Source organism: Vibrio sp. 10N.247.311.49 (assembly GCF_041467655.1).
GTDB classification, from domain to species: domain Bacteria; phylum Pseudomonadota; class Gammaproteobacteria; order Enterobacterales; family Vibrionaceae; genus Vibrio; species Vibrio crassostreae_C.
Window position 1 is genome coordinate 37,854 of the sequence record NZ_JBFSVA010000026.1, and the last position, 21,389, is coordinate 59,242.

The window sequence follows — 21,389 nt, forward strand, 5'->3', positions numbered from 1 at the left end:
CCTCCCACACGGGAGGCTTTTTTGTGCCTGCAGTTTAAGACCAGCGAACACGGTTCGTTCTATTCTTCATCGAATAGCAGAAATAATCGCAATTAACGGACGGTTCTTATTGTGCAAAGGCTAAGAATTGTGGATGATTAGCAACAATGATCTTTCTATCTTTGACTGGCGCTATAAGCGACCGTTTTCTTGGGGACGAAAGATAACTTTCTCTGACAATACTAAATACATAGAGGTGCTATAGATGAGTGAAGCTGAGGCTCGTCCATCGAATTTCATTCGCCAAATTATTGATAAAGATTTAGCGGATGGTACACACAGTAGCGTGCATACTCGTTTCCCGCCGGAGCCAAATGGCTACCTGCACATTGGTCACGCTAAATCTATTTGCTTGAACTTTGGTATTGCTCAGGACTACCAGGGACAATGTAATCTTCGTTTCGATGATACAAACCCTGAAAAAGAAGACGTTGAATACGTTGAGTCAATTAAGAATGATGTAAGCTGGTTAGGCTTCGAATGGTCTGGTGATATTTGTTACTCATCAAACTACTTCGATACGCTTTATGCTTATGCTGTGGAATTAATTAATAAAGGCTTAGCGTATGTTGACGAGCTAAGTCCTGATCAAATCCGTGAGTACCGTGGCACGCTAAAAGAGCCTGGTAAAGCGAGCCCATACCGTGACCGCAGCCCTGAAGAGAACCTAGCGTTGTTTGAAAAAATGCGTGACGGTGGCTTTGAAGAAGGTAAAGCGTGTCTACGTGCTAAGATCGACATGAGCTCTTCGTTCATGGTTATGCGCGATCCTGTTATCTACCGTGTTCGTTTTGCTCACCACCATCAAACGGCTGACAAGTGGTGCATTTACCCAATGTACGACTTTACTCACTGTATCTCTGATGCGCTGGAAGGTATTACGCACTCTATCTGTACGCTTGAATTCCAAGATAACCGTCGTTTGTACGATTGGGTTCTAGATAACATCACGATTGACTGCCAACCTCGTCAGTACGAGTTTAGCCGCCTGAATCTTGAATATACAGTGATGTCTAAGCGTAAGCTGAACCAACTTGTGGTTGAAAACCTAGTTCAAGGTTGGGATGACCCACGCATGCCTACTATTTCTGGCCTACGTCGTCGTGGTTTTACTTCAAGCTCGATTCGTGAATTCTGTAAGCGTATTGGTGTAACTAAGCAAGAGAACATGATTGAGTTCGGTTCACTTGAATCTTGCATCCGTGATGATCTGAACGAAAATGCACCTCGTGCAATGGCTGTTCTGGATCCAGTTAAGATCGTTATCGAAAACTACGAAGCAGATACAGTAGAAACGCTAACGGTTGCAAACCACCCGAACAAGCCAGAAATGGGTACTCGTGAAGTTCCATTTACACGCGAAGTTTGGATCGAACGTGACGACTTCCGTGAAGAAGCAAACAAAAAGTACAAGCGTTTGGTTCTAGGTAAAGAAGTTCGCCTGCGTGGTGCTTACGTGATCAAAGCTGAACGTATCGAAAAAGATGCAGAAGGCAACATTACGACTATCTTCTGTTCTTACGACAATGAAACATTGGGTAAGAACCCTGCAGATGGCCGCAAAGTGAAAGGCGTTATCCACTGGGTATCTGCTGATAAAGCACTGCCTGCTGAGATTCGTTTGTACGATCGTCTATTCACAGTGCCAAACCCAGCCGCTGCTGATGACTTCGCTGCAACGCTAAACCCTGAATCTCTTGTTACGCTAAATGGTTTTGTTGAACCTAGCTTAGCAGAAGGTGTGGCAGAGCAAGCGTACCAGTTTGAACGTACAGGTTACTTCTGTGTGGATTCGAAAGACTCTAAAGCAGATGCACTAGTCTTCAACCGCACGGTTGGTCTACGTGACACATGGGGTAAAACTGAAGCTTAATGCTTGAGTATTTAGTTTGTTAAAAACGACCCAATAAAAAACCGGCTTAGAGCCGGTTTTTTTGTGTCTTAAATTTGATTACCAAGGTGTTTCTAGTGACCAACTAGCGTTTTAAGCACTAGAGCCAGAGTTTTAGGGATTATTAGGGTCTTGTTGGGTTACTTCACCCGTGCGTGAGTTGTACCAGAAAACATAACCTGCATTACCAGGATCGCTGTCGAAATCGACTCCAGTGTAGATGAAGTAGCAAAGCGCGAGTTTGTTTTGAGGAGTATCGTCTTTGGCAACAAAACTATGGTTTTGACGGCGGGTAATAAAATCAAAATTGTTGGACTGGTTCGGGTCTGTAGTAGCGGTCAGGTCGGTTGTCATAATGGCATTCCATATTGACACACACCCTTGGTCACCTTGACCTATGTTGTAAGGCTGCCCCATAGGGTTGCCTTTATCGACGCCGAGTGGGTAGCCGACGTCATTTATGTCCAATTGAGCATTGCCGTCTCCGTCTTCCCCAAAACCTGGCATGTCATTCATTTCAGCGTTGCCGCCGCCGCTGACCAGCCATTTACTGTGAGCAAACGTGATCGCAGTTTGAAATTGAGATTGAGCAGCGTCAAACAGAGCGATACGGCCATCGGTTTGAATGTTAAGAAAACGGGGAAGGGCAACAATAGCAAGCACTGCAATAATCACTACAACAACCAACATCTCAATTAAAGTAAAAGCCTTAACTAGCGGGATTCTTTTCATGGATACTTTATGATGCCCTATATAAAAAACGCCGGCCTAAGCCAGCGTTCTGTATTACTACTTCGCTTTATGCGCGTCTGGATTGCCTTTGCAATCTCCGTTAATGCTTTTGCCGTACAAGTACAAACTGTGGTTTGTTAGTTGCACGTTGTAACGCTGAGCAATCTCTTTCTGTCTTTCTTCGATGATGTCATCAGAGAATTCGATCACTTCGCCACAATCTAAACATACAAGGTGGTCGTGGTGGTGCTGTGTAGAAAGTTCAAATACAGACTTGCCGCCTTCGAAGTGGTGACGAGTTACAATGCCAGCGTCATCGAATTGGTTAAGTACTCGATAAACGGTTGCAAGACCGATTTCTTCACCTAGGTCGATCAGCTTCTTATATAAATCTTCAGCACTAATATGTTGGCAGTCTGGCTGTTGTAATACTTCTAAAATTTTGAGCCGTGGAAGGGTCACTTTAAGACCTGCATCTTTTAGCGCTTGATTATTGTCTGACATATACTTTCCTGTTGATGATCTGCAGCAATTAACAGAATTCAATATTAATACCATTATAGTTTAGTCAGGCATAACAATAAACCACGAACTTCAAAGGGTTACTTACTGACATCACAATCTGTTTTGTAAATTGGAAGTATCTCACTTATAGTGGAGGTACGACCAGTCAAGGTGACGGTGTTTCTGATATGAACATGGAATGTTGTTATGAATAAGCAACTCGCAAAAATATATAAACCCAACATTGTAAAATTTGCTCTTAATATTTGGCCTCCCTTTTGGGGAGCGGGTATTCGAATAGCCCACATTAGCACTGACTTTAGGGTTGTTAAGACAGTACTTAAGCTACGCTGGTGGAATAAGAACGCCAATCGTACTCAATATGGCGGCAGTATCTTTTCTCTTACCGATCCCGTTTACTCATTGATGTTAATGGGAATTTTAGGTGAACGATATTATGTTTGGGATAAAGAAGCGAGCATTAACTTCATCAAGCCGGGGCAATCGGACTTGTATGCAGATTTTGAGATAAGGCAAGGGCAGCTTGACGATATCTATCGTCAGACGCAACTCGGTGAAAAGTGTTTCCCCGAATTTATTATTCACGTGAAAGATAAGCAGGGTAATGTGGTTTCAGAAATTCAACGCACCCTCTATGTAAGAAAGAAGCCGCAATTTAGAGATGATGATGAAGCATTAGAGGCTGAGTGCTAATTAATAGATTTTAAATAGCAAAAAACCTCCTATAAGGAGGTTTTTTCATATCTACATAATGGTTATTAACTGTAACAATTAACAACCACTAGAGAATTAGTCTTCTAGCTCTGCTAGGCACATCTCTTCGTGGATTTGTTTAACCCAGTTAGATACGCGCTCATCAGTTAGCTCAGGTTGACGGTCTTCATCGATACATAGACCAACGAATTGGCTGTCATCGCCTTCAACTAAACCTTTCGATGCTTCGAATTCGTAGCCTTCAGTTGATGTGTGACCTAGGATAGTACCGCCTTTCGCTTCAACGATGTCACGGATAGTACCCATAGCATCACAGAAGTATTCTGCGTAATCTTCTTGGTCGCCACAACCAAAGATAGCAACAAGCTTAGTTGAGAAATCAATAGCTTCTAGCTCTGGGAAAAAGTCATCCCAATCACATTGTGCTTCGCCGTAGTACCACGTAGGGATACCAAGCAGCAGTAGATCGAAGTTATCGATATCTTCTTTGCTGCTTTTTGCAATGTCTTGAACGTGAACGAGCTGTTTGCTCAATTGCTTTTGAATCATCTTAGCAACAGCTTCAGTGTTACCTGTATCGCTACCAAAGAAGAGACCTACACTTGCCATAGAATCATTACCTTTCATTTTGTCTGTTGTCGGTGTAATAAAGTTCGGAAGAGAATCGTTAGATCCCAGTTCCTTCCCAGCTTAGTTGGATTATCCCTTTGGCGATAAAACCCGCACAGCCAAGGAAAAGTACTAACCATACGATGCGACGACCAAATGGAGGAACATTTCCCTGCTTGAGAACGTCCTTAATTGCCATACCGATTAAAAAGAAAATCGCGGCAAACAGGAGATCTAAACCAACAGATTCGATGATGTTCATGTAGTCGTAAAGCATGGGAACCTTATATACCAATTTTGCTTGGGCGCACTATATCACTGTTGTGAGATAAAGTTAATCTGCAGTAATTACACAGCTCTCATTTATCTGCACGAAAAAGCGCAGTTAAGCGATGAATTTTCTAATTGCTCTAAGTACTTCTGCTGGTTTTTCAGCATGCAGCCAGTGACCTGTGTTGGCAATGACATGCGCTTTTGCGTTAGAAAATTGCTGCTGAACGGCTGCTTGATGTTCTGCGGTGAGGTAATCTGAATCCCCACCTTTAATGAGCAAGGTTTTGACCGAGGTTTTCTCGATCGGTTCCCAACCAATAATATGTGGGTAGTTGCTCAATAACGAAGCAACATTGAAGCGCCATTCCATGATGCCTTGCTCTGTTTTGAACAAAGATTTGGTTAAAAACTGGCGAACGCCATCGATCTCGATATGTTTTGCGAGAACCTTGAGTGCATCTGAGCGTGAAGTCGGCTCTTCTTCTATCACGGCTTGCAGGCCTGCGAATACGTTGTCGTGGCGACTCTGAGTGTACGCGACCGGAGCCATATCCAAGACAATCAATTTATGCAGCGCAAGATGTTGTGTCAGTGCCATCGCTACTTTGCCACCCATCGAGTGACCAATCACAGTGACGTCTTCTGACTTAAGATCATGCAGCAGTTGAGCCACGTCTTGTGCCATCGCTTGATAGTTATGAGTGTCACTATGGAAGGATTGACCGTGGTTGCGGAGATCGATACTAAGTACCTGATGATCGGCTTTTAGATCCCTAGCGAGCAAGCCAAGGTTGTCCAGATTACCGAATAACCCATGGATCAAAACAATGGTGTGACCCTCACCTTCAATTTTATAGTTGAGCTGTACTGACATTTTTATCTTATTCATGGTGGGTTTGACGTAGAGTATCCGCGCGGATCTCGCTATAATCCCCCAGAGTTTAAACATTGAGATTGTGAAAAGCGAATGAAAACAATTGAGGTTGATGAGGACCTATACCGTTTTATTGCGGGTCAGACAGAACGTATTGGCGAAAGCGCTTCAGATATTCTGCGCCGCTTGTTACAGGTTGATAGCCAAGGCATGGCTCCGATCGAAGAGATCGTTGAGCCAAAAGGTATCGTTGTTAGCAAAGAGGTAGGCTTTACTCCAGAGAAGTTCGATGGCGTTAAAGAAATGCGCTCACTACTAATATCAGATGAGTTTGCATCACTAAAGAAAGCCATTGATCGTTTCATGCTTGTGTTATCAACACTGCATAAAATCGACCCTTTAAGCTTTTCAGAAGCAACTCAAGTAAAAGGCCGTAAGCGCGTTTACTTTGCAGATAACGAAGCGACGTTGCTAGCAAACGGCAACACGACTAAGCCTAAAGCTATTCCACAAAGTCCTTTTTGGGTTATTACTAATAACAATACAAGCCGAAAAAGACAGATGGTTGAGCAGCTTATGAGCCGCATGAATTTCCAAGCAGAATTGATAGAAAAAGTAACAGGTTCAATTTAACGAAATCTGATTTAAACCTCATAATATCCATGGATAAGAAGATATTATGAGGTTTTTTTGTTTTAAAATTTTATATATAAGGATGTCGAAAAATGGCTATGCACCCTCGTGCTGGGCAGAAAGCTCAGCAGGAAGATCTTCATAATATCCCGGCTTTAGTTGCTAACTATTTCTTACAGCAACCGGATGCTACGAACCCAGATCATAAAGTACTTTTCGGTACTTCAGGTCACCGCGGTACAGCAGACAAATCAACATTTAACGAAAACCACATTCTAGCAATTGCACAAGCGGTTGCTGAAGTTCGTGCCGAGCAAGGTACAACTGGCCCTCTTTTCTTAGGTAAAGATACTCACGCTCTATCTGAGCCTGCGTTCTCTACGGTTATCGAAGTGCTTGTAGCGAACGGTGTTGAAGTTATTATTCAAGAAAACAACGGCTTTACTCCAACACCTGGTATCTCGCACGCGATTCTTACGCACAACCTAGTGAATGACAAAAAAGCCGACGGCATTGTTATCACGCCTTCACATAACCCACCTCAAGACGGCGGTATTAAATACAACCCGACACACGGTGGCCCAGCTGAAGCTGAACTGACTCAAGCGATTGAAGACCGTGCGAACGTGATCATTGCTGAGCAAATGCAAGGTGTTAAGCGTACGCCTATCGCACAGGCTAAACAGTCTGAGCTAGTAAAAGAAGTTGACCTAGTCGCGCCATACGTCGCTGATTTGGTTAACGTCGTGGATATGGAAGCGATCCAGAAAGCAAACATCAAGATTGGTGTTGATCCACTGGGTGGCAGCGGTATTGATTACTGGCGTCAAATTGGTAAAGCGTACAATCTAGATCTTACTCTGGTAAGTGAAGCGGTTGACCCTTCATTCCAATTCATGTCTCTAGATAAAGATGGCGTAGTTCGTATGGACTGTTCTTCTCCATACGCAATGGCAGGCTTACTGGCGCTTAAAGACGAGTACGCTCTAGCATTTGGTAACGACCCAGATTACGATCGCCACGGTATCGTGACACCTAAAGGTTTGATGAATCCAAACCACTTCTTAGCGGTTTGTATTGATTACCTATACCGTAACCGTGAAGGTTGGGGTAAAGACGTTGCTGTTGGTAAGACACTAGTATCAAGTGCATTAATCGATCGCGTAGTTTCTGACTTAGGTCGCGAACTTTGTGAAGTGCCAGTTGGTTTCAAATGGTTCGTTGATGGCTTATACAACGGCCAGTTTGGTTTTGGTGGCGAAGAGAGCGCAGGTGCTTCTTTCCTACGTAAAGACGGTACGCCTTGGTCAACAGATAAAGACGGCCTGATTCTTTGCTTGCTTGCGGCTGAGATCACAGCAGTGACAGGTAAGAACCCACAAGAATACTACGAAGAACTTGCCGCTAAACACGGTGAATCTAAGTACAACCGTATTCAAGCGGTAGCAAATGGTGCACAGAAAGACGTGCTGAAGAAACTATCTCCAGAGATGGTTTCTGCTGAGACGTTGGCTGGTGATGCAATTACTGCACGCTTAACACACGCTCCAGGTAACGGTGCTGCGATTGGTGGCTTGAAAGTGACAACTGAGAACGGCTGGTTTGCTGCGCGTCCATCAGGCACTGAAGACATCTACAAGATCTACTGTGAAAGCTTTAAGGGTGAAGAGCACCTGAAAGCAATCGAAGCAGAAGCTCAAGAGATTGTTAACCAAGTATTTGCAGCCGCTGGCCTATAATCGAATCTCGATTACTAGAGTTGCTAAGTAAATAGAAGAAGGGTTGATGTGAAAGCATCAACCCTTTTTGTTTGTGTTAGTTACGTATAAGCGGGAAAAGGTAACTGAGTTAGCTCAGACGACTAACCGTGTGGCCAACTTTGTGGCATCACAAACCAGAATTGCCCCGACTTTGTTTGCCCATGGACGAAGCGATCACCGAACTCGGTGATCGGCTGACTGCTGAAATCATCCGTCCCTGCTGCCCATTGCTCTTTGGTGAGTGGATACAGTGGTTCACTGATTAAATGAGCCTGATCTTGATAGCACCAAAAGCCGTTTACTTGGCTTGGGTTAATGTCATAGCCCAAGCATTTTGTCGGTATGTTTTGCTCTAAGAAAGGGTTGGTATATAGACGACCTTGCATCAGTAAGTGTTTTGAGTCGACATCGATTTCTGGATATTGCTCAACAAAGGCGGCAGAAGAGGACATTTCGAGTTGGTGGCTGAGCATCCTGTCGAGTTTCTTATCCAATTGGTCGTGAGAGTTGGGTCCAAACCATGTTTGTTCGTGGAGCAGATAAAACTTAATCGCCACTTCCCAATGTTCCAGCTTTGGGCTGCTCTCTTCTTTAAGAATAAAGTCGATTGCACCGAGAGTTCTGCCTTCCACATTGATCTGAATCTCGTCGTGCTTTATCGAGTAATTCGGTGAGGCAGCGATCACTTGCTCGCATAGATATTGGTAGAGGAAACCTAATCTAGGATTACCCTCATAAGTATGTGATGAGTCGATGGCATGGTTGCTAGAGAATGCACTGAGATCCGAAACCGGTGGCTTGATTTCTAGTAATGGCGGTGAGTCGATGACCCATTGGTAAAAACGTTGCAGTGCTGTCATCTCTTCCTCATAAACTAGCTCTTTATAAACATAACCCTGGGGCTTTCGACATTCTACCCGTAAATTGATATAACGACGTTATTATAAAGGTAAGCTGGAAAGAAAAATGATTAACTTACAATTAGAAAAGCTACTTAACGAAAAACTGCAGCCACAGCAGATTAAAGATTACTGTCCTAATGGTCTTCAAGTTGAAGGCGCGACAGAAGTGAAGCGAATCGTTACTGGTGTAACAGCTTCGCAAGCTTTGATTAATAAAGCGGTTGAGCTAGAGGCTGACGCTTTGTTGGTTCATCACGGTTTCTTTTGGAAAGGTGAGTCAGAGGCAATTCGTGGCATGAAGGGCAAGCGTATTCGTACCCTAATTAAAAATGACATCAACCTTTTAGGTTATCACTTGCCGCTTGATATCCACCCTGAACTTGGTAACAACGCCAAACTCGCTGAACTGCTTGATATTGAAGTAGAAGGTGGCTTGGAAGGGCACCCACAATCGGTTGCTATGTTTGGTAGATTAAAAACACCAATGACAGGTACTGAATTCGCAGAAAAAATCGATCAAGCTCTAAATCGTAAACCACTGCATATCGCTCCAGAAAACCAAGACAAAATGATAACGACCGTCGGTTGGTGTACTGGTGGTGGTCAAGACTACATTGAGCTAGCGGCTTCTCAAGGCATTGATGCTTTTATTTCTGGTGAAATTTCTGAGCGCACTACTTACTCAGCACGCGAGCAAGACATTCATTATTTTGCTGCTGGCCACCACGCGACTGAGCGATACGGTGTAAAAGCGTTAGGTGAATGGTTAGCGGAAGAACATGGCTTGGATGTTGAGTTTATTGATATCGATAACCCAGTTTAAGAGCAGATGCGAGATAAGGGGTACGAGTCGAGTGTATGCGTCGTTCTCTAGAATTGAGCAGGTAACCTGTATAGTTTATCTGCTCGCTTAAGGAGATCCCCAACTCATTCGTCCCTCGTTCTTGGGGATGACGATATTATTTTATTCGTTCACTTCGCATTCTTGAGGATGACGAAGTTGAGAGCGTACAAAAGAAAAGGGGTTGATGTTCTCACATCAACCCCTTTTAACATTATGATTTATAGCAACTATTCACGTTCGTGAAGTGCTTTAAAGTCACGTTGTTCTTCACCAGTATATAGCTGACGAGGACGACCGATACGGTTCGTCGGATCGCTGTGCATTTCGTTCCAGTGAGCAATCCAACCGATGGTACGAGACATCGCGAAGATTACTGTAAACATAGATACTGGAATACCGATTGCTTTCAGAATGATACCTGAGTAGAAATCTACGTTCGGGTATAGCTTCTTAGAAACAAAGTACTCATCAGAAAGAGCGATACGCTCAAGTTCCATCGCCACGTCTAGTAATGGATCTTGGATGTTTAGCTCTTTAAGCACTTCGTGACACGCTTCGCGCATTACTGTTGCACGTGGGTCGTAGTTCTTGTAAACACGGTGACCGAAGCCCATCAAACGGAATGGGTCATCTTTGTCTTTTGCTTTCGCAACGTATTCTTCAATGTTATCTACGCTACCGATCTCTTCAAGCATGCGCAGACAAGCTTCGTTTGCACCGCCGTGAGCTGGGCCCCAAAGTGATGCGATACCTGCTGCGATACACGCAAACGGGTTAGCACCAGATGAACCAGCAAGACGCACTGTAGACGTAGAAGCGTTCTGTTCGTGGTCAGCATGTAGAGTGAAAATCTTATCCATTGCACGAGCAACGATAGGGTTCACTTCATACTCTTCACATGGGTTTGCAAACATCATGTGTAAGAAGTTTTCTGCGTAGCCTAGGTCGTTACGTGGGTAGATAAACGGCTGACCGATTGAATATTTGTAACACATTGCAGCCAGTGTTGGCATTTTTGAAATCAGGCGGTATGCCGCAATTTCACGGTGTGTATCGTTGTTGACATCAAGTGAGTCGTGGTAGAACGCCGCTAGAGCGCCTACAACACCACACATTACAGCCATAGGGTGAGCGTCACGACGGAAGCCGTGGAAGAAACTAGCGATTTGCTCGTGCACCATAGTGTGACGTGTCACGGTAGTCTTGAACTTTTCGTACTCAGCTCGAGATGGGGCTTCACCGTAAAGAAGTATGTAACATACTTCTAAGTAATCAGCGTTATTGGCAAGTTGGTCGATTGGATAACCACGATGTAAAAGAATGCCTTTTCCACCGTCAATAAAAGTGATTTGAGACTCACAGGATGCAGTGGCAAGAAAACCAGGGTCAAAAGTGAAAAAACCATTAGAACCTAGTGTACGAACATCGATCACTGGAGTACCAAGTACACCTTCTGTAATCGGCAGCTCGATTGGCGCTTGACCTTCAATGTGAAGGGTAGCTTTCTTATCCGCCATAACAATCTCCTTTGTTTATTATTTAATCCGTCCAGGATGTTTATGTGCCATTTTTTTACTGGTCTTACGTGGGAAAGTCAATTTTTCTGAAGCTTTGTGTGCACTTGTTAGTGTTTTTTACATTAAATTCGTTAAAAATCTGGTCTGTGTAGCATTATTTGTTACATCAATTGTATTAGAATGTTGCCAGTCGTATAGTGACGCTGAAAAGTTTGGTTAAAACCTTATAAATGCAAGGCTAAGAAGAAATGTGAGGTGTCTTTCTTAATCGAGCAGTTAACAATTATTTTACAATTATCTAAGGCTCAACTTCAGTTATTTGTTAAGTTAATGTTAAATTTTGAAGGTTTACAATCAAATTTTGTCCATAACAATATCATAAGGTTATTTAATGACCATAATGCTCAATGGAGCTGAGTGAGCAAGCCCGTGAAAGAAAGAAAGACAAGACCTGTTAATTTAGATTTACAGACCATCCACTTTCCAATCACAGCAATAGCTTCCATCCTACACCGTGTGTCTGGGGTGATAACTTTTGTCGCGATTGGAATTCTGCTTTGGTTACTATCCATTTCCCTCTCATCCCCAGTAGGCTTTGCCGAAGCTAGCGACATTGTCGATGGTTTCTTCGTGAAGTTTATTCTGTGGGGCATTTTAACCGCTTTGGCTTACCACATTGCTGGTGGTATTCGTCACCTTCTTATGGACCTTGGTCACTTTGAAGAGCTGGAATCTGGCGCTAAGAGCGCTAAGGTTGCATTCGCAGCAACAGCGGTATTGTCTCTACTAGCGGGGATCTTAGTATGGTAAACAACGTTTCTACTTTTGGTCGTAATGGTGTCCACGATTATCTATTGATTCGTGCAACTGCCATCATTATGACGCTTTACACTATCTACCTAGTTAGCTTCTGTGCTTTCTCTGGTGATATCTCTTACGCATCTTGGACGCAATTCTTTGGTGGAACCTTCACTAAAGTCTTCACCATGTTAGCGCTTACTTCTGTTTTGGTTCACGCGTGGATCGGCCTATGGCAAGTACTAACTGACTACATCAAATGCGCAAAACTGCGTGTTGGTCTTCAAGTCGGTGTTGTTGCAGTTCTTCTTGGATATTTCTTCTCTGGTCTGTTTATTTTGTGGGGTGCGTAAGTGACTATTCCTGTTCGTGAGTTTGATGCCGTAGTTATCGGCGCTGGTGGTGCAGGTATGCGTGCCGCACTGCAAATTTCTGAGCAAGGCCTTTCTTGTGCATTGCTTTCTAAAGTTTTCCCTACTCGTTCTCATACGGTTTCAGCGCAAGGCGGCATCACTGTTGCTCTTGGTAACGCGCATGAAGACCATTGGGAACAACATATGTATGACACAGTAAAAGGTTCTGATTACATCGGTGATCAAGACGCTATCGAATACATGTGTAAAAACGGTCCTGAGTCGGTAATCGAACTCGAAAAAATGGGCCTACCTTTCTCTCGTTTTGAGAACGGTACTATTTACCAGCGTCCTTTCGGTGGTCAATCTAAAAACTTTGGTGGTGAGCAAGCGGCTCGTACCGCAGCTGCAGCCGACCGTACTGGTCACGCTCTGCTTCACACGCTTTACCAACAAAACATTAAACACAAAACGACTGTTTTCTCTGAGTGGTATGCACTGGATCTTGTTAAGAACGAAGATGGTGCAATCTTAGGTACTACTGCGCTTTGCATGGAAACCGGTGAGGTTTGCTACTTCAAAGCGAAGGCAACAATCCTTGCTACCGGAGGTGCTGGTCGTATCTACGCATCAACAACCAATGCACATATTAATACTGGTGACGGTGTTGGTATGGCGATTCGTGCTGGCGTTCCTATGCAAGACATCGAAATGTGGCAGTTCCACCCAACGGGTATCGCTGGTGCAGGTGTATTGGTAACGGAAGGTTGTCGTGGTGAAGGTGGTTACCTTCTCAATAAAGACGGCGAACGCTTCATGGAACGTTACGCACCAAACGCTAAAGACTTAGCGGGTCGTGATGTTGTTGCTCGTTCAATGATGGTTGAAATTCGTGAAGGTCGTGGTTGCGATGGCCCTTGGGGTCCACATATTAAGCTTAAGCTTGATCACTTAGGTAAAGAGACGCTTGAATCTCGTCTTCCTGGTGTATGTGAACTTTCTCGTACCTTTGCTCACGTTGATCCAGTGAAAGAGCCAATCCCAGTAATCCCGACATGTCACTACATGATGGGTGGTGTTCCAACACAAGTTTCTGGTCAAGCTATTAAGCAAACCGAAGACGGCAGCGATGTTGAAATCCAAGGTCTCTTTGCTTGTGGTGAAATCGCATCAGTATCAGTACATGGTGCCAACCGTCTAGGTGGTAACTCACTGCTTGATTTGGTGGTATTTGGTCGTGCGACAGGTCTACACCTAGGTGAGACACTGAAGAAGCAAGACGAAGCGAAACCTGCAACTGAAGCTGACATTGAGCGTTCACTAGAGCGTTACAACCGTTGGGAAAACAGCACAGACGGCGAAGATCCAGCGCAAATCCGTAAAGATCTTCAGCAATGTATGCAGAACAACTTCTCAGTATTCCGTGAAGGCAAAGCAATGGCTGAAGGCCTAGAAGAGCTAAAAGCGATTCGCGAGCGTCTGAAAAATGCACACCTATCTGATAAGTCTACAGAGTTCAACACTCAACGTATCGAGTGTCTAGAGCTTGAAAACTTGATGGAAACGGCATTCGCAACGGCTGTTGCTGCAAATTTCCGTACAGAGAGCCGTGGCGCACACGCTCGATTCGATTTCCCTGACCGTGATGATGAGCAATGGCTATGCCACTCACTTTACAACCCAGAGTCAGAGAGCATGACTAAGCGTGGTGTAAACATGGAACCTATCCATCGTGAAGCGTTCCCACCAAAAGCACGTACGTACTAAGGAGATATGACCATGAAACTGAATTTCTCTTTATATCGTTACAATCCAGATGTCGACCAGAAACCTTATATGAAGGAATACACTCTAGAAGTGGATGAAGGTTCAGACATGATGCTTTTGGATGCGCTTATTCTGTTGAAAGAGCAAGATCCAACAATCTCATTCCGTCGCTCATGCCGTGAAGGTGTATGTGGCTCGGATGGTTTGAACATGAACGGTAAAAATGGCCTAGCGTGTATCACGCCATTGTCTGCGCTTTCGGGCCAAGACAAGATTGTGATTCGCCCACTGCCTGGCTTACCCGTTGTTCGTGACCTGATTGTAGACATGACTCAGTTCTACGATAACTACGAAAAAGTGAAGCCATTCTTAGTGTCTGATGGCAATGTGCCACCGGCTCGTGAAAACTTACAAAGCCCTGATGAGCGTGCTCATTTAGATGGATTGTACGAATGTATCATGTGTGCATGTTGTACAACGTCATGCCCATCATTCTGGTGGAACCCTGACAAATTCATCGGACCAGCAGGCCTGCTTGCAGCGTACCGTTGGCTAATTGATAGCCGAGATACAGCGACAGACGAACGTTTGTCCGATCTTGATGATGCATTTAGCGTTTTTCGTTGCCATGGCATCATGAATTGTGTAAGTGTTTGTCCTAAGGGATTAAATCCGACAAAAGCTATTGGTCACATCAAGACCATGCTAGTGAATCGTTCGGTTTAAGTTATATAAAAATTGCCGCCCTAGAAGTTTTGGGGCGGCCTTTTAATAGCTCGGCATAGACCGCAGCAAACGTGAAAACTACTGGTTAAGGGAAAATATGCACAACGGCGTGATGAAGGCATGGCTCGAGTCTTCACACTTGGCTGGCGCCAATGCAACGTACGTAGAAGAACTCTATGAACTGTATCTAAGTGACCCAGATTCGGTAAGTGACGAATGGAGAAGTGTTTTTGAAGAACTGCCTGTGCAAGCTTCAGAGACAGTGGAACAACCACACTCTCGTGTTCGTGAATACTTCCGTCGACTCGCTCAAGAAACAAAGCATTACAGTGTCCAAGTTAGTGATCCAGATGTCGATGCGAAACAAGTAAAGGTTCTGCAACTTATTAATGCCTATCGATTCCGAGGGCATCAAGCAGCAAATCTAGACCCCCTAGGTTTATGGAAAAGAGCGACAGTTGATGAACTGGACCCTTCTTTCCACACTCTTACCGAAGATGACCTCAATGAGACGTTCAACGTCGGCTCTTACGCCATTGGCCAAGAGACGATGGTGCTTAAAGATCTCTACAAATCTCTAAAGCAAACGTATTGTGGCTCTATTGGTGCTGAATACATGCACATGACAAATACAGAGCAAAAGCGTTGGATCCAACAACGTTTAGAGTCTGTATCTGGTCAACCCTCTTTCAACAAAGAAGAAAAGCAAGCTTTCCTAGAAGAGCTAACTGCTGCTGAAGGTCTTGAGCGCTATCTTGGTGCGAAATTCCCAGGCGCAAAACGCTTCTCGTTGGAAGGTGGTGATGCTCTTATCCCAATGACGAAAGAAATTATTCGTCATGCTGGCGGACAAGGCATGCGTGAAGTTGTTGTTGGTATGGCTCACCGTGGTCGTCTAAACATGTTGGTCAACGTGCTTGGTAAAAAGCCACAAGACCTGTTTGACGAGTTTGCGGGCAAGCACGATGACACGTGGGGTACTGGTGATGTGAAATACCACCAAGGCTTCTCTGCGGACTTCGCAACGCCAGGCGGCAACGTTCACTTAGCACTAGCATTTAACCCATCTCACTTAGAAATCGTAAACCCGGTAGTTATCGGTTCAGTACGTGCACGTCAAGATCGCCTTGGTGATAATGATGGTAGCCGTGTACTTCCAATTACTATCCACGGTGACTCAGCTATCGCTGGTCAGGGTGTAGTACAAGAGACGTTTAACATGTCTCAAGCTCGTGGTTTCTGTGTAGGTGGTACGGTTCGTATCGTTGTAAACAACCAAGTTGGTTTTACAACGTCTAACCCTCGCGATACACGCTCTACGATGTACTGTACCGATATCGCGAAGATGGTTCAGGCTCCGATTTTCCACGTTAACTCTGATGATCCAGAAGCGGTTGCGTTTGTTGCGCGTCTTGCATTGGATTACCGTAATACGTTTAAGCGTGATGTTGTTATTGATTTGGTTTGTTACCGTCGCCACGGTCACAATGAAGCCGATGAGCCGAATGCAACACAGCCTTTGATGTACCAAAAAATCAAGAAGCACCCAACACCACGTAAGCTTTACGCTGACGTGCTAATGGAGCGCGGTGAGTTTGGTATTGATACAGCAACTCAGCTAGTTAACGAATATCGTGATGCACTTGATCACGGTGAAGTTGTGGTTAAAGAGTGGCGTCCAATGGCACTTCACTCAGTAGACTGGTCTCCTTACCTAGGTCACGACTGGAACATCGAGTGGGATAACAAGATTGATATCGAGCGCCTGAAAGAGCTTGGTACCAAACTTTGTCAATACCCGGACAGCCACAAGCTGCAAAGCCGAGTAAATAAACTGTACAACGATCGTACTGCCATGGTGAATGGTGAGAAACAAGTCGATTGGGGTATGGCTGAAACTCTGGCATACGCAACACTTGTTGACGACGGTAAGCGTATTCGTATCTCAGGCCAAGATTCAGGTCGTGGTACGTTCTTCCACCGTCATTCAGTACTGCACAATCAATCAGATGCAAGCACGTATGTTCCTCTTGCGAACATTCATGATAAACAAGGGCCATTCCAAGTGTTTGACTCTGTGTTATCTGAAGAAGCGGTACTCGCATTTGAGTATGGTTACGCGACAGCAGAGCCAAGCGGTCTAACCCTTTGGGAAGCTCAATTTGGTGACTTCGCAAACGGTGCACAAGTTGTTATCGACCAATTCATTTCATCAGGTGAGCAAAAGTGGGCACGTCTATGTGGTCTAACTATGCTGCTTCCTCACGGTTATGAAGGCCAAGGCCCAGAGCACTCTTCTGCACGTCTTGAGCGTTACCTTCAGTTATGTGCTGAACAAAACATGCAGGTTGTTGTTCCTTCAACACCGGCACAGGTTTACCACATGATTCGCCGTCAGGTTGTTCGACCAATGCGTCGTCCACTGATTGTAATGTCACCTAAGTCATTGCTTCGTCACCCTCTGTGTACTTCTTCTCTTGAAGATTTGGCAGAAGGCACGTTCCAACCAGCTATCGCAGAAATTGATGATCTGGCTCCTGAGAACGTAAAACGCGTCGTGTTCTGTTCAGGTAAGGTTTACTTTGACCTGCTTGACCAAAGACGTAAGAACGAGCAAGACGATGTCGCTATTGTACGTATTGAGCAACTTTACCCGTTCCCTTATGAGGACGTGAGAGCTGCCATCGCACAATACACAAATGTAGTCGATTACGTTTGGTGTCAAGAAGAGCCACAAAACCAAGGTGCTTGGTACAGTAGCCAACATAATTTCCGAGCTGCTATCCCAGTAGGTGCTGATATTCAATACGCAGGTCGTCCTGCATCAGCATCACCAGCTGTTGGCTATATGTCAGTACACTTGAAACAACAAAAAGCGTTAGTTGACGACGCTTTGACCCTACTTAAGAACTAGAAGTAAAAGGAAAATACGCACATGACAATTGAAATTCTGGTTCCAGATTTACCTGAATCTGTGGCTGATGCAACAGTTGCTACTTGGCACAAAAAACCGGGCGAAGCGGTTGCACGTGATGAAGTCATTGTAGATATCGAAACAGATAAAGTAGTTCTAGAAGTACCGGCTCCTGAAGCGGGTGTTCTGGAAGCTATCATCGAAGAAGAGGGTGCTACGGTACTTTCTAAGCAGCTTTTGGCTAAAATCAAGCCGGGTGCTGTCGCTGGTGAACCAACGAAAGACACCACTGAAGATACAGAAGCATCTCCTGATAAGCGCCATAAAGCTGCGCTAACAGAAGAGAACAACGACGCACTAAGCCCAGCTGTTCGTCGCCTGCTTGCTGAGCACAACCTACAACCAGCTGACGTTAAAGGCACTGGTGTTGGTGGTCGTATTACTCGTGAAGACATCGACGCACACCTAGCAGCAGCGAAAGCGGCTCCGGCAGCAGCATCTGCACCAGCAGTTGAAGCGCCAGCAGCGGCTCGCAGCCAAAAACGCGTGCCTATGACTCGCCTGCGTAAGACAGTTGCAAACCGTCTTCTAGAAGCGAAAAACAGCACAGCAATGCTGACTACTTTCAACGAAGTGAACATGAAGCCAATCATGGACCTTCGTAAGCAGTACAAAGACCAATTCGAGAAACGTCACGATACGCGTCTTGGCTTCATGTCTTTCTACGTGAAAGCAGTAACAGAAGCACTGAAGCGTTTCCCAGAAGTGAACGCTTCTATTGATGGTACAGATATCGTTTACCACAACTACTTCGACATCAGCATGGCGGTATCTACGCCACGTGGTCTAGTGACTCCAGTACTCAAAGACTGTGACACACTAGGTTTCGCTGATATCGAAAAAGGCATCAAAGAGCTAGCAATCAAAGGTCGTGACGGCAAGCTAACGGTTGATGAACTGATGGGCGGCAACTTCACTATCACAAACGGTGGTGTATTTGGTTCTCTAATGTCTACGCCAATCATCAACCCGCCTCAAGCGGCAATTTTGGGTATGCACAAAATCCAAGACCGTCCAATGGCTGTTGATGGCAAGGTAGAGATTCTACCAATGATGTACCTAGCGCTTTCTTACGACCACCGTCTAATCGATGGCCGTGAATCAGTTGGCTTCCTAGTGACCATCAAAGAGCTTCTAGAAGATCCTGCACGTCTGCTATTAGACGTTTAGTATCGCTAAAACGTCTAGTTAACCCCGTTAGCTAGACGTAAAAAGTTTCAAAGGCTAGGCTGCTCAACGTCTGGCCTTCAATTGAACTGTAAAGCCATTAGAAAATGGACAGCAGTTGTTTTGAGAAGACCCTACAGACGTAACACAGGAAACTGTGTCGTTATGGAAATAATAATCCCTTAAGGGAAAATAAACGGAATATCAAAATGAATTTGCATGAATACCAAGCCAAACAGCTGTTTGCAGAATTCGGTTTGCCTGTACCAGAAGGTTTCGCATGTGATACTGCACAAGAAGCTTTCGAAGCTGCAGGTCGTATCAGTACAGCCAAGAAAGTCGTTAAGTGTCAAGTACACGCTGGTGGCCGCGGTAAAGCGGGCGGCGTAGAGCTACATGACACCAAAGAAGGCGTTAAAGAGTTTGCACAAAAGTGGCTAGGTAAAAACCTAGTGACTTACCAAACAGACGCTAATGGTCAGCCTGTAACTAAGATCCTAGTTGAAGAAGCATCAAACATTGCTAACGAACTTTACCTAGGTGCTGTTGTTGACCGCGCAACGCGTAAAATTGTATTCATGGCGTCAACTGAAGGCGGTGTGGACATTGAGAAAATCGCTGAAGAAACTCCAGAGTTGATTCACCAATCAGCGATCGATCCTCTAGTAGGCCCTCAAGCTTACCAAGGCCGTGAACTGGCGTTCAAACTTGGTCTAGTTGGCGATCAAATCAAACAGTTCGTTAAGATCTTCATGGGTCTTGGCCAAATGTTCTCTCAGTATGACCTAGCTCTACTAGAAATCAACCCGCTTGTAATTACTGGCGAAGGCAACCTGCTTTGTCTAGACGGCAAGATCAACATCGACTCAAACGCGATGTACCGTCAGCCTAAACTACGTGAAATGCACGATCCATCTCAAGAAGATGAGCGCGAAGCACACGCAGCACAGTGGGAACTGAACTACGTAGCACTAGATGGTAACGTTGGCTGTATGGTTAACGGTGCAGGCCTTGCGATGGGTACGATGGATATCGTAAACCTACACGGCGGCAAGCCAGCAAACTTCCTTGATGTAGGCGGCGGCGCGACAAAAGAACGTGTAGCTGAAGCATTCAAGATCATCCTTTCTGATGACAATGTTAAAGCAGTACTCGTAAACATTTTCGGTGGCATCGTTCGTTGTGACATGATCGCTGAAGGTATTATCGGTGCAGTTAAAGAAGTCGGCGTAACAGTTCCTGTAGTTGTTCGTCTAGAAGGTACAAACGCAGACCTAGGTCGCGAAGTACTTGCTAATTCTGATGTTGATATCATTGCAGCTGAATCTCTAACAGATGCTGCTCAGAAAGTTGTTGCTGCTGCGGAGGCTAAATAATGTCTGTATTAATTAACAAAGACACTAAAGTAATCTGTCAGGGTTTCACTGGCGGTCAAGGTACATTCCACTCAGACCAAGCTATCGCATACGGTACGCAAATGGTTGGTGGTGTTTCACCTGGTAAAGGTGGTCAAACTCACCTAGGCCTTCCAGTATTCAACACAGTACGTGAAGCGGTAGAAGTAACTGGCGCAACAGCAACAGTTATCTACGTACCAGCTCCTTTCTGTAAAGATGCAATCCTAGAAGCGATTGATGCAGGTATCGAACTGATCGTAACGATCACTGAAGGTATCCCTACAACAGATATGATCGACGTTAAAGTGAAGCTAGAAGAAACTGGCGTTCGCATGATCGGTCCTAACTGTCCAGGTCTTATCACTCCAGACGAGTGTAAGATTGGTATCATGCCTGGTCACATCCACAAGAAGGGTAAAGTAGGTATCGTATCTCGTTCAGGTACTCTGACATACGAAGCAGTTAAGCAAACAACAGATGAAGGCTTTGGTCAGTCTACATGTGTTGGTATCGGTGGTGACCCTATCCCAGGTTCAAACTTCATTGATATCTTGAAACTTTTCCAAGAAGACCCAGAAACTGAAGCAATCGTAATGATTGGTGAAATCGGTGGTACTGCGGAAGAAGAAGCGGCTGATTTCATCAAAGCAAACGTAACTAAGCCAGTTGTATCTTACATCGCTGGTGTTACTGCTCCTCCGGGCAAACGTATGGGACACGCAGGCGCAATCATCTCTGGCGGTAAAGGTACTGCTGAAGATAAATTCGCAGCACTAGAAGCAGCAGGCGTTAAGACTGTTAAGTCTCTTGCTGACATCGGTAAAGGCCTACGTGAAATCACGGGTTGGTAATCAGCTGGCTTTTATCGATTGAGATAGAAGTTAATTGAAACGA

Annotated in this window: 20 protein-coding genes; 13 read left to right on the plus strand and 7 right to left on the minus strand. The window is 44.8% G+C overall.

All coding sequences use genetic code 11. The features are described 5' to 3' along the window. Positions 1–244: 244 nt before the first annotated feature. On the plus strand, positions 245–1,912 hold the full coding sequence (glnS, locus tag AB6E54_RS19455) for a glutamine--tRNA ligase (protein ID WP_017063407.1): 1,668 nt from the start codon (positions 245–247) through the stop codon (positions 1,910–1,912). Positions 1,913–2,044: 132 nt separating this feature from the next. Here glnS and AB6E54_RS19460 read toward each other — a convergent pair whose 3' ends face one another. Both AB6E54_RS19460 and fcrX read right to left on the minus strand, forming a co-directional pair. Next, a complete protein-coding gene (locus tag AB6E54_RS19460) occupies positions 2,045–2,662 on the minus strand; it encodes a prepilin-type N-terminal cleavage/methylation domain-containing protein (protein ID WP_371724299.1) in 618 nt (205 codons plus the stop codon). Positions 2,663–2,719: 57 nt separating this feature from the next. Beyond that, entirely contained in the window at positions 2,720–3,166 is a 447-nt protein-coding gene (gene fcrX, locus AB6E54_RS19465; RefSeq protein WP_017061956.1) for a ferric iron uptake transcriptional regulator FcrX, read from the minus strand. Positions 3,167–3,373: 207 nt separating this feature from the next. On the opposite strand from fcrX, the gene AB6E54_RS19470 reads away from it, so the two are divergent. Beyond that, positions 3,374–3,880: a DUF4442 domain-containing protein gene (locus tag AB6E54_RS19470; protein WP_017061955.1), complete on the plus strand. Its 507-nt coding sequence runs from the start codon at positions 3,374–3,376 to the stop codon at positions 3,878–3,880. Positions 3,881–3,976: 96 nt separating this feature from the next. Here AB6E54_RS19470 and fldA read toward each other — a convergent pair whose 3' ends face one another. The 3 genes from fldA to AB6E54_RS19485 form a co-directional block, all read right to left on the minus strand. Continuing rightward, on the minus strand, positions 3,977–4,510 hold the full coding sequence (fldA, locus tag AB6E54_RS19475; protein WP_010436745.1) for a flavodoxin FldA: 534 nt from the start codon (positions 4,508–4,510) through the stop codon (positions 3,977–3,979). 58 nt (positions 4,511–4,568) lie between these two features. Further along, complete coding sequence (locus AB6E54_RS19480) at positions 4,569–4,787, minus strand: DUF2788 domain-containing protein (RefSeq protein WP_004737900.1); 219 nt, start codon at positions 4,785–4,787, stop codon at positions 4,569–4,571. 108 nt (positions 4,788–4,895) lie between these two features. After that, positions 4,896–5,657 carry an alpha/beta fold hydrolase gene (locus AB6E54_RS19485; RefSeq protein WP_017061954.1) on the minus strand — a complete coding sequence of 254 codons (762 nt, stop codon included), beginning with the start codon at positions 5,655–5,657 and terminating at the stop codon, positions 4,896–4,898. Positions 5,658–5,750: 93 nt separating this feature from the next. Between AB6E54_RS19485 and seqA the strand changes: the two genes are divergently transcribed. Then, on the plus strand, positions 5,751–6,290 hold the full coding sequence (gene seqA, locus AB6E54_RS19490) for a replication initiation negative regulator SeqA (protein WP_017061953.1): 540 nt from the start codon (positions 5,751–5,753) through the stop codon (positions 6,288–6,290). A 92-nt stretch (positions 6,291–6,382) separates the two neighbouring features. Continuing rightward, a complete protein-coding gene (gene pgm, locus AB6E54_RS19495) occupies positions 6,383–8,029 on the plus strand; it encodes a phosphoglucomutase (alpha-D-glucose-1,6-bisphosphate-dependent) (RefSeq protein ID WP_017061952.1) in 1,647 nt (548 codons plus the stop codon). 122 nt (positions 8,030–8,151) lie between these two features. Here pgm and AB6E54_RS19500 read toward each other — a convergent pair whose 3' ends face one another. After that, on the minus strand, positions 8,152–8,910 hold the full coding sequence (locus tag AB6E54_RS19500) for a DUF1853 family protein (protein ID WP_372106387.1): 759 nt from the start codon (positions 8,908–8,910) through the stop codon (positions 8,152–8,154). Between the two features lie 106 nt (positions 8,911–9,016). Here AB6E54_RS19500 and AB6E54_RS19505 point away from each other — a divergent pair, with 106 nt between their 5' ends. Beyond that, entirely contained in the window at positions 9,017–9,775 is a 759-nt protein-coding gene (locus AB6E54_RS19505; protein ID WP_371724297.1) for a Nif3-like dinuclear metal center hexameric protein, read from the plus strand. Positions 9,776–10,023: 248 nt separating this feature from the next. Here AB6E54_RS19505 and AB6E54_RS19510 read toward each other — a convergent pair whose 3' ends face one another. Beyond that, entirely contained in the window at positions 10,024–11,313 is a 1,290-nt protein-coding gene (locus AB6E54_RS19510) for a citrate synthase (protein WP_017061949.1), read from the minus strand. A 417-nt stretch (positions 11,314–11,730) separates the two neighbouring features. Here AB6E54_RS19510 and sdhC point away from each other — a divergent pair, with 417 nt between their 5' ends. The 8 genes from sdhC (at position 11,731) to sucD (ending at position 21,346) form a co-directional block, all read left to right on the plus strand. Continuing rightward, on the plus strand, positions 11,731–12,123 hold the full coding sequence (gene sdhC / locus AB6E54_RS19515; protein WP_017061948.1) for a succinate dehydrogenase cytochrome b556 subunit: 393 nt from the start codon (positions 11,731–11,733) through the stop codon (positions 12,121–12,123). Further along, a complete protein-coding gene (gene sdhD / locus AB6E54_RS19520; protein WP_010436768.1) occupies positions 12,117–12,464 on the plus strand; it encodes a succinate dehydrogenase, hydrophobic membrane anchor protein in 348 nt (115 codons plus the stop codon). The genes sdhC and sdhD overlap by 7 nt, the downstream gene beginning before the upstream one ends. Beyond that, entirely contained in the window at positions 12,465–14,231 is a 1,767-nt protein-coding gene (sdhA, locus tag AB6E54_RS19525) for a succinate dehydrogenase flavoprotein subunit (protein ID WP_048606450.1), read from the plus strand. It abuts the gene before it with no gap. 12 nt (positions 14,232–14,243) lie between these two features. Further along, complete coding sequence (locus AB6E54_RS19530) at positions 14,244–14,957, plus strand: succinate dehydrogenase iron-sulfur subunit (RefSeq protein WP_010436773.1); 714 nt, start codon at positions 14,244–14,246, stop codon at positions 14,955–14,957. 97 nt (positions 14,958–15,054) lie between these two features. Continuing rightward, positions 15,055–17,871: a 2-oxoglutarate dehydrogenase E1 component gene (sucA, locus tag AB6E54_RS19535; protein ID WP_017061946.1), complete on the plus strand. Its 2,817-nt coding sequence runs from the start codon at positions 15,055–15,057 to the stop codon at positions 17,869–17,871. Between the two features lie 21 nt (positions 17,872–17,892). Beyond that, entirely contained in the window at positions 17,893–19,101 is a 1,209-nt protein-coding gene (odhB, locus tag AB6E54_RS19540) for a 2-oxoglutarate dehydrogenase complex dihydrolipoyllysine-residue succinyltransferase (protein ID WP_017056410.1), read from the plus strand. 206 nt (positions 19,102–19,307) lie between these two features. Further along, on the plus strand, positions 19,308–20,474 hold the full coding sequence (gene sucC / locus AB6E54_RS19545; RefSeq protein ID WP_010436793.1) for an ADP-forming succinate--CoA ligase subunit beta: 1,167 nt from the start codon (positions 19,308–19,310) through the stop codon (positions 20,472–20,474). Beyond that, positions 20,474–21,346: a succinate--CoA ligase subunit alpha gene (gene sucD / locus AB6E54_RS19550; protein ID WP_017061945.1), complete on the plus strand. Its 873-nt coding sequence runs from the start codon at positions 20,474–20,476 to the stop codon at positions 21,344–21,346. The genes sucC and sucD overlap by 1 nt, the downstream gene beginning before the upstream one ends. Positions 21,347–21,389 lie beyond the last annotated feature (43 nt).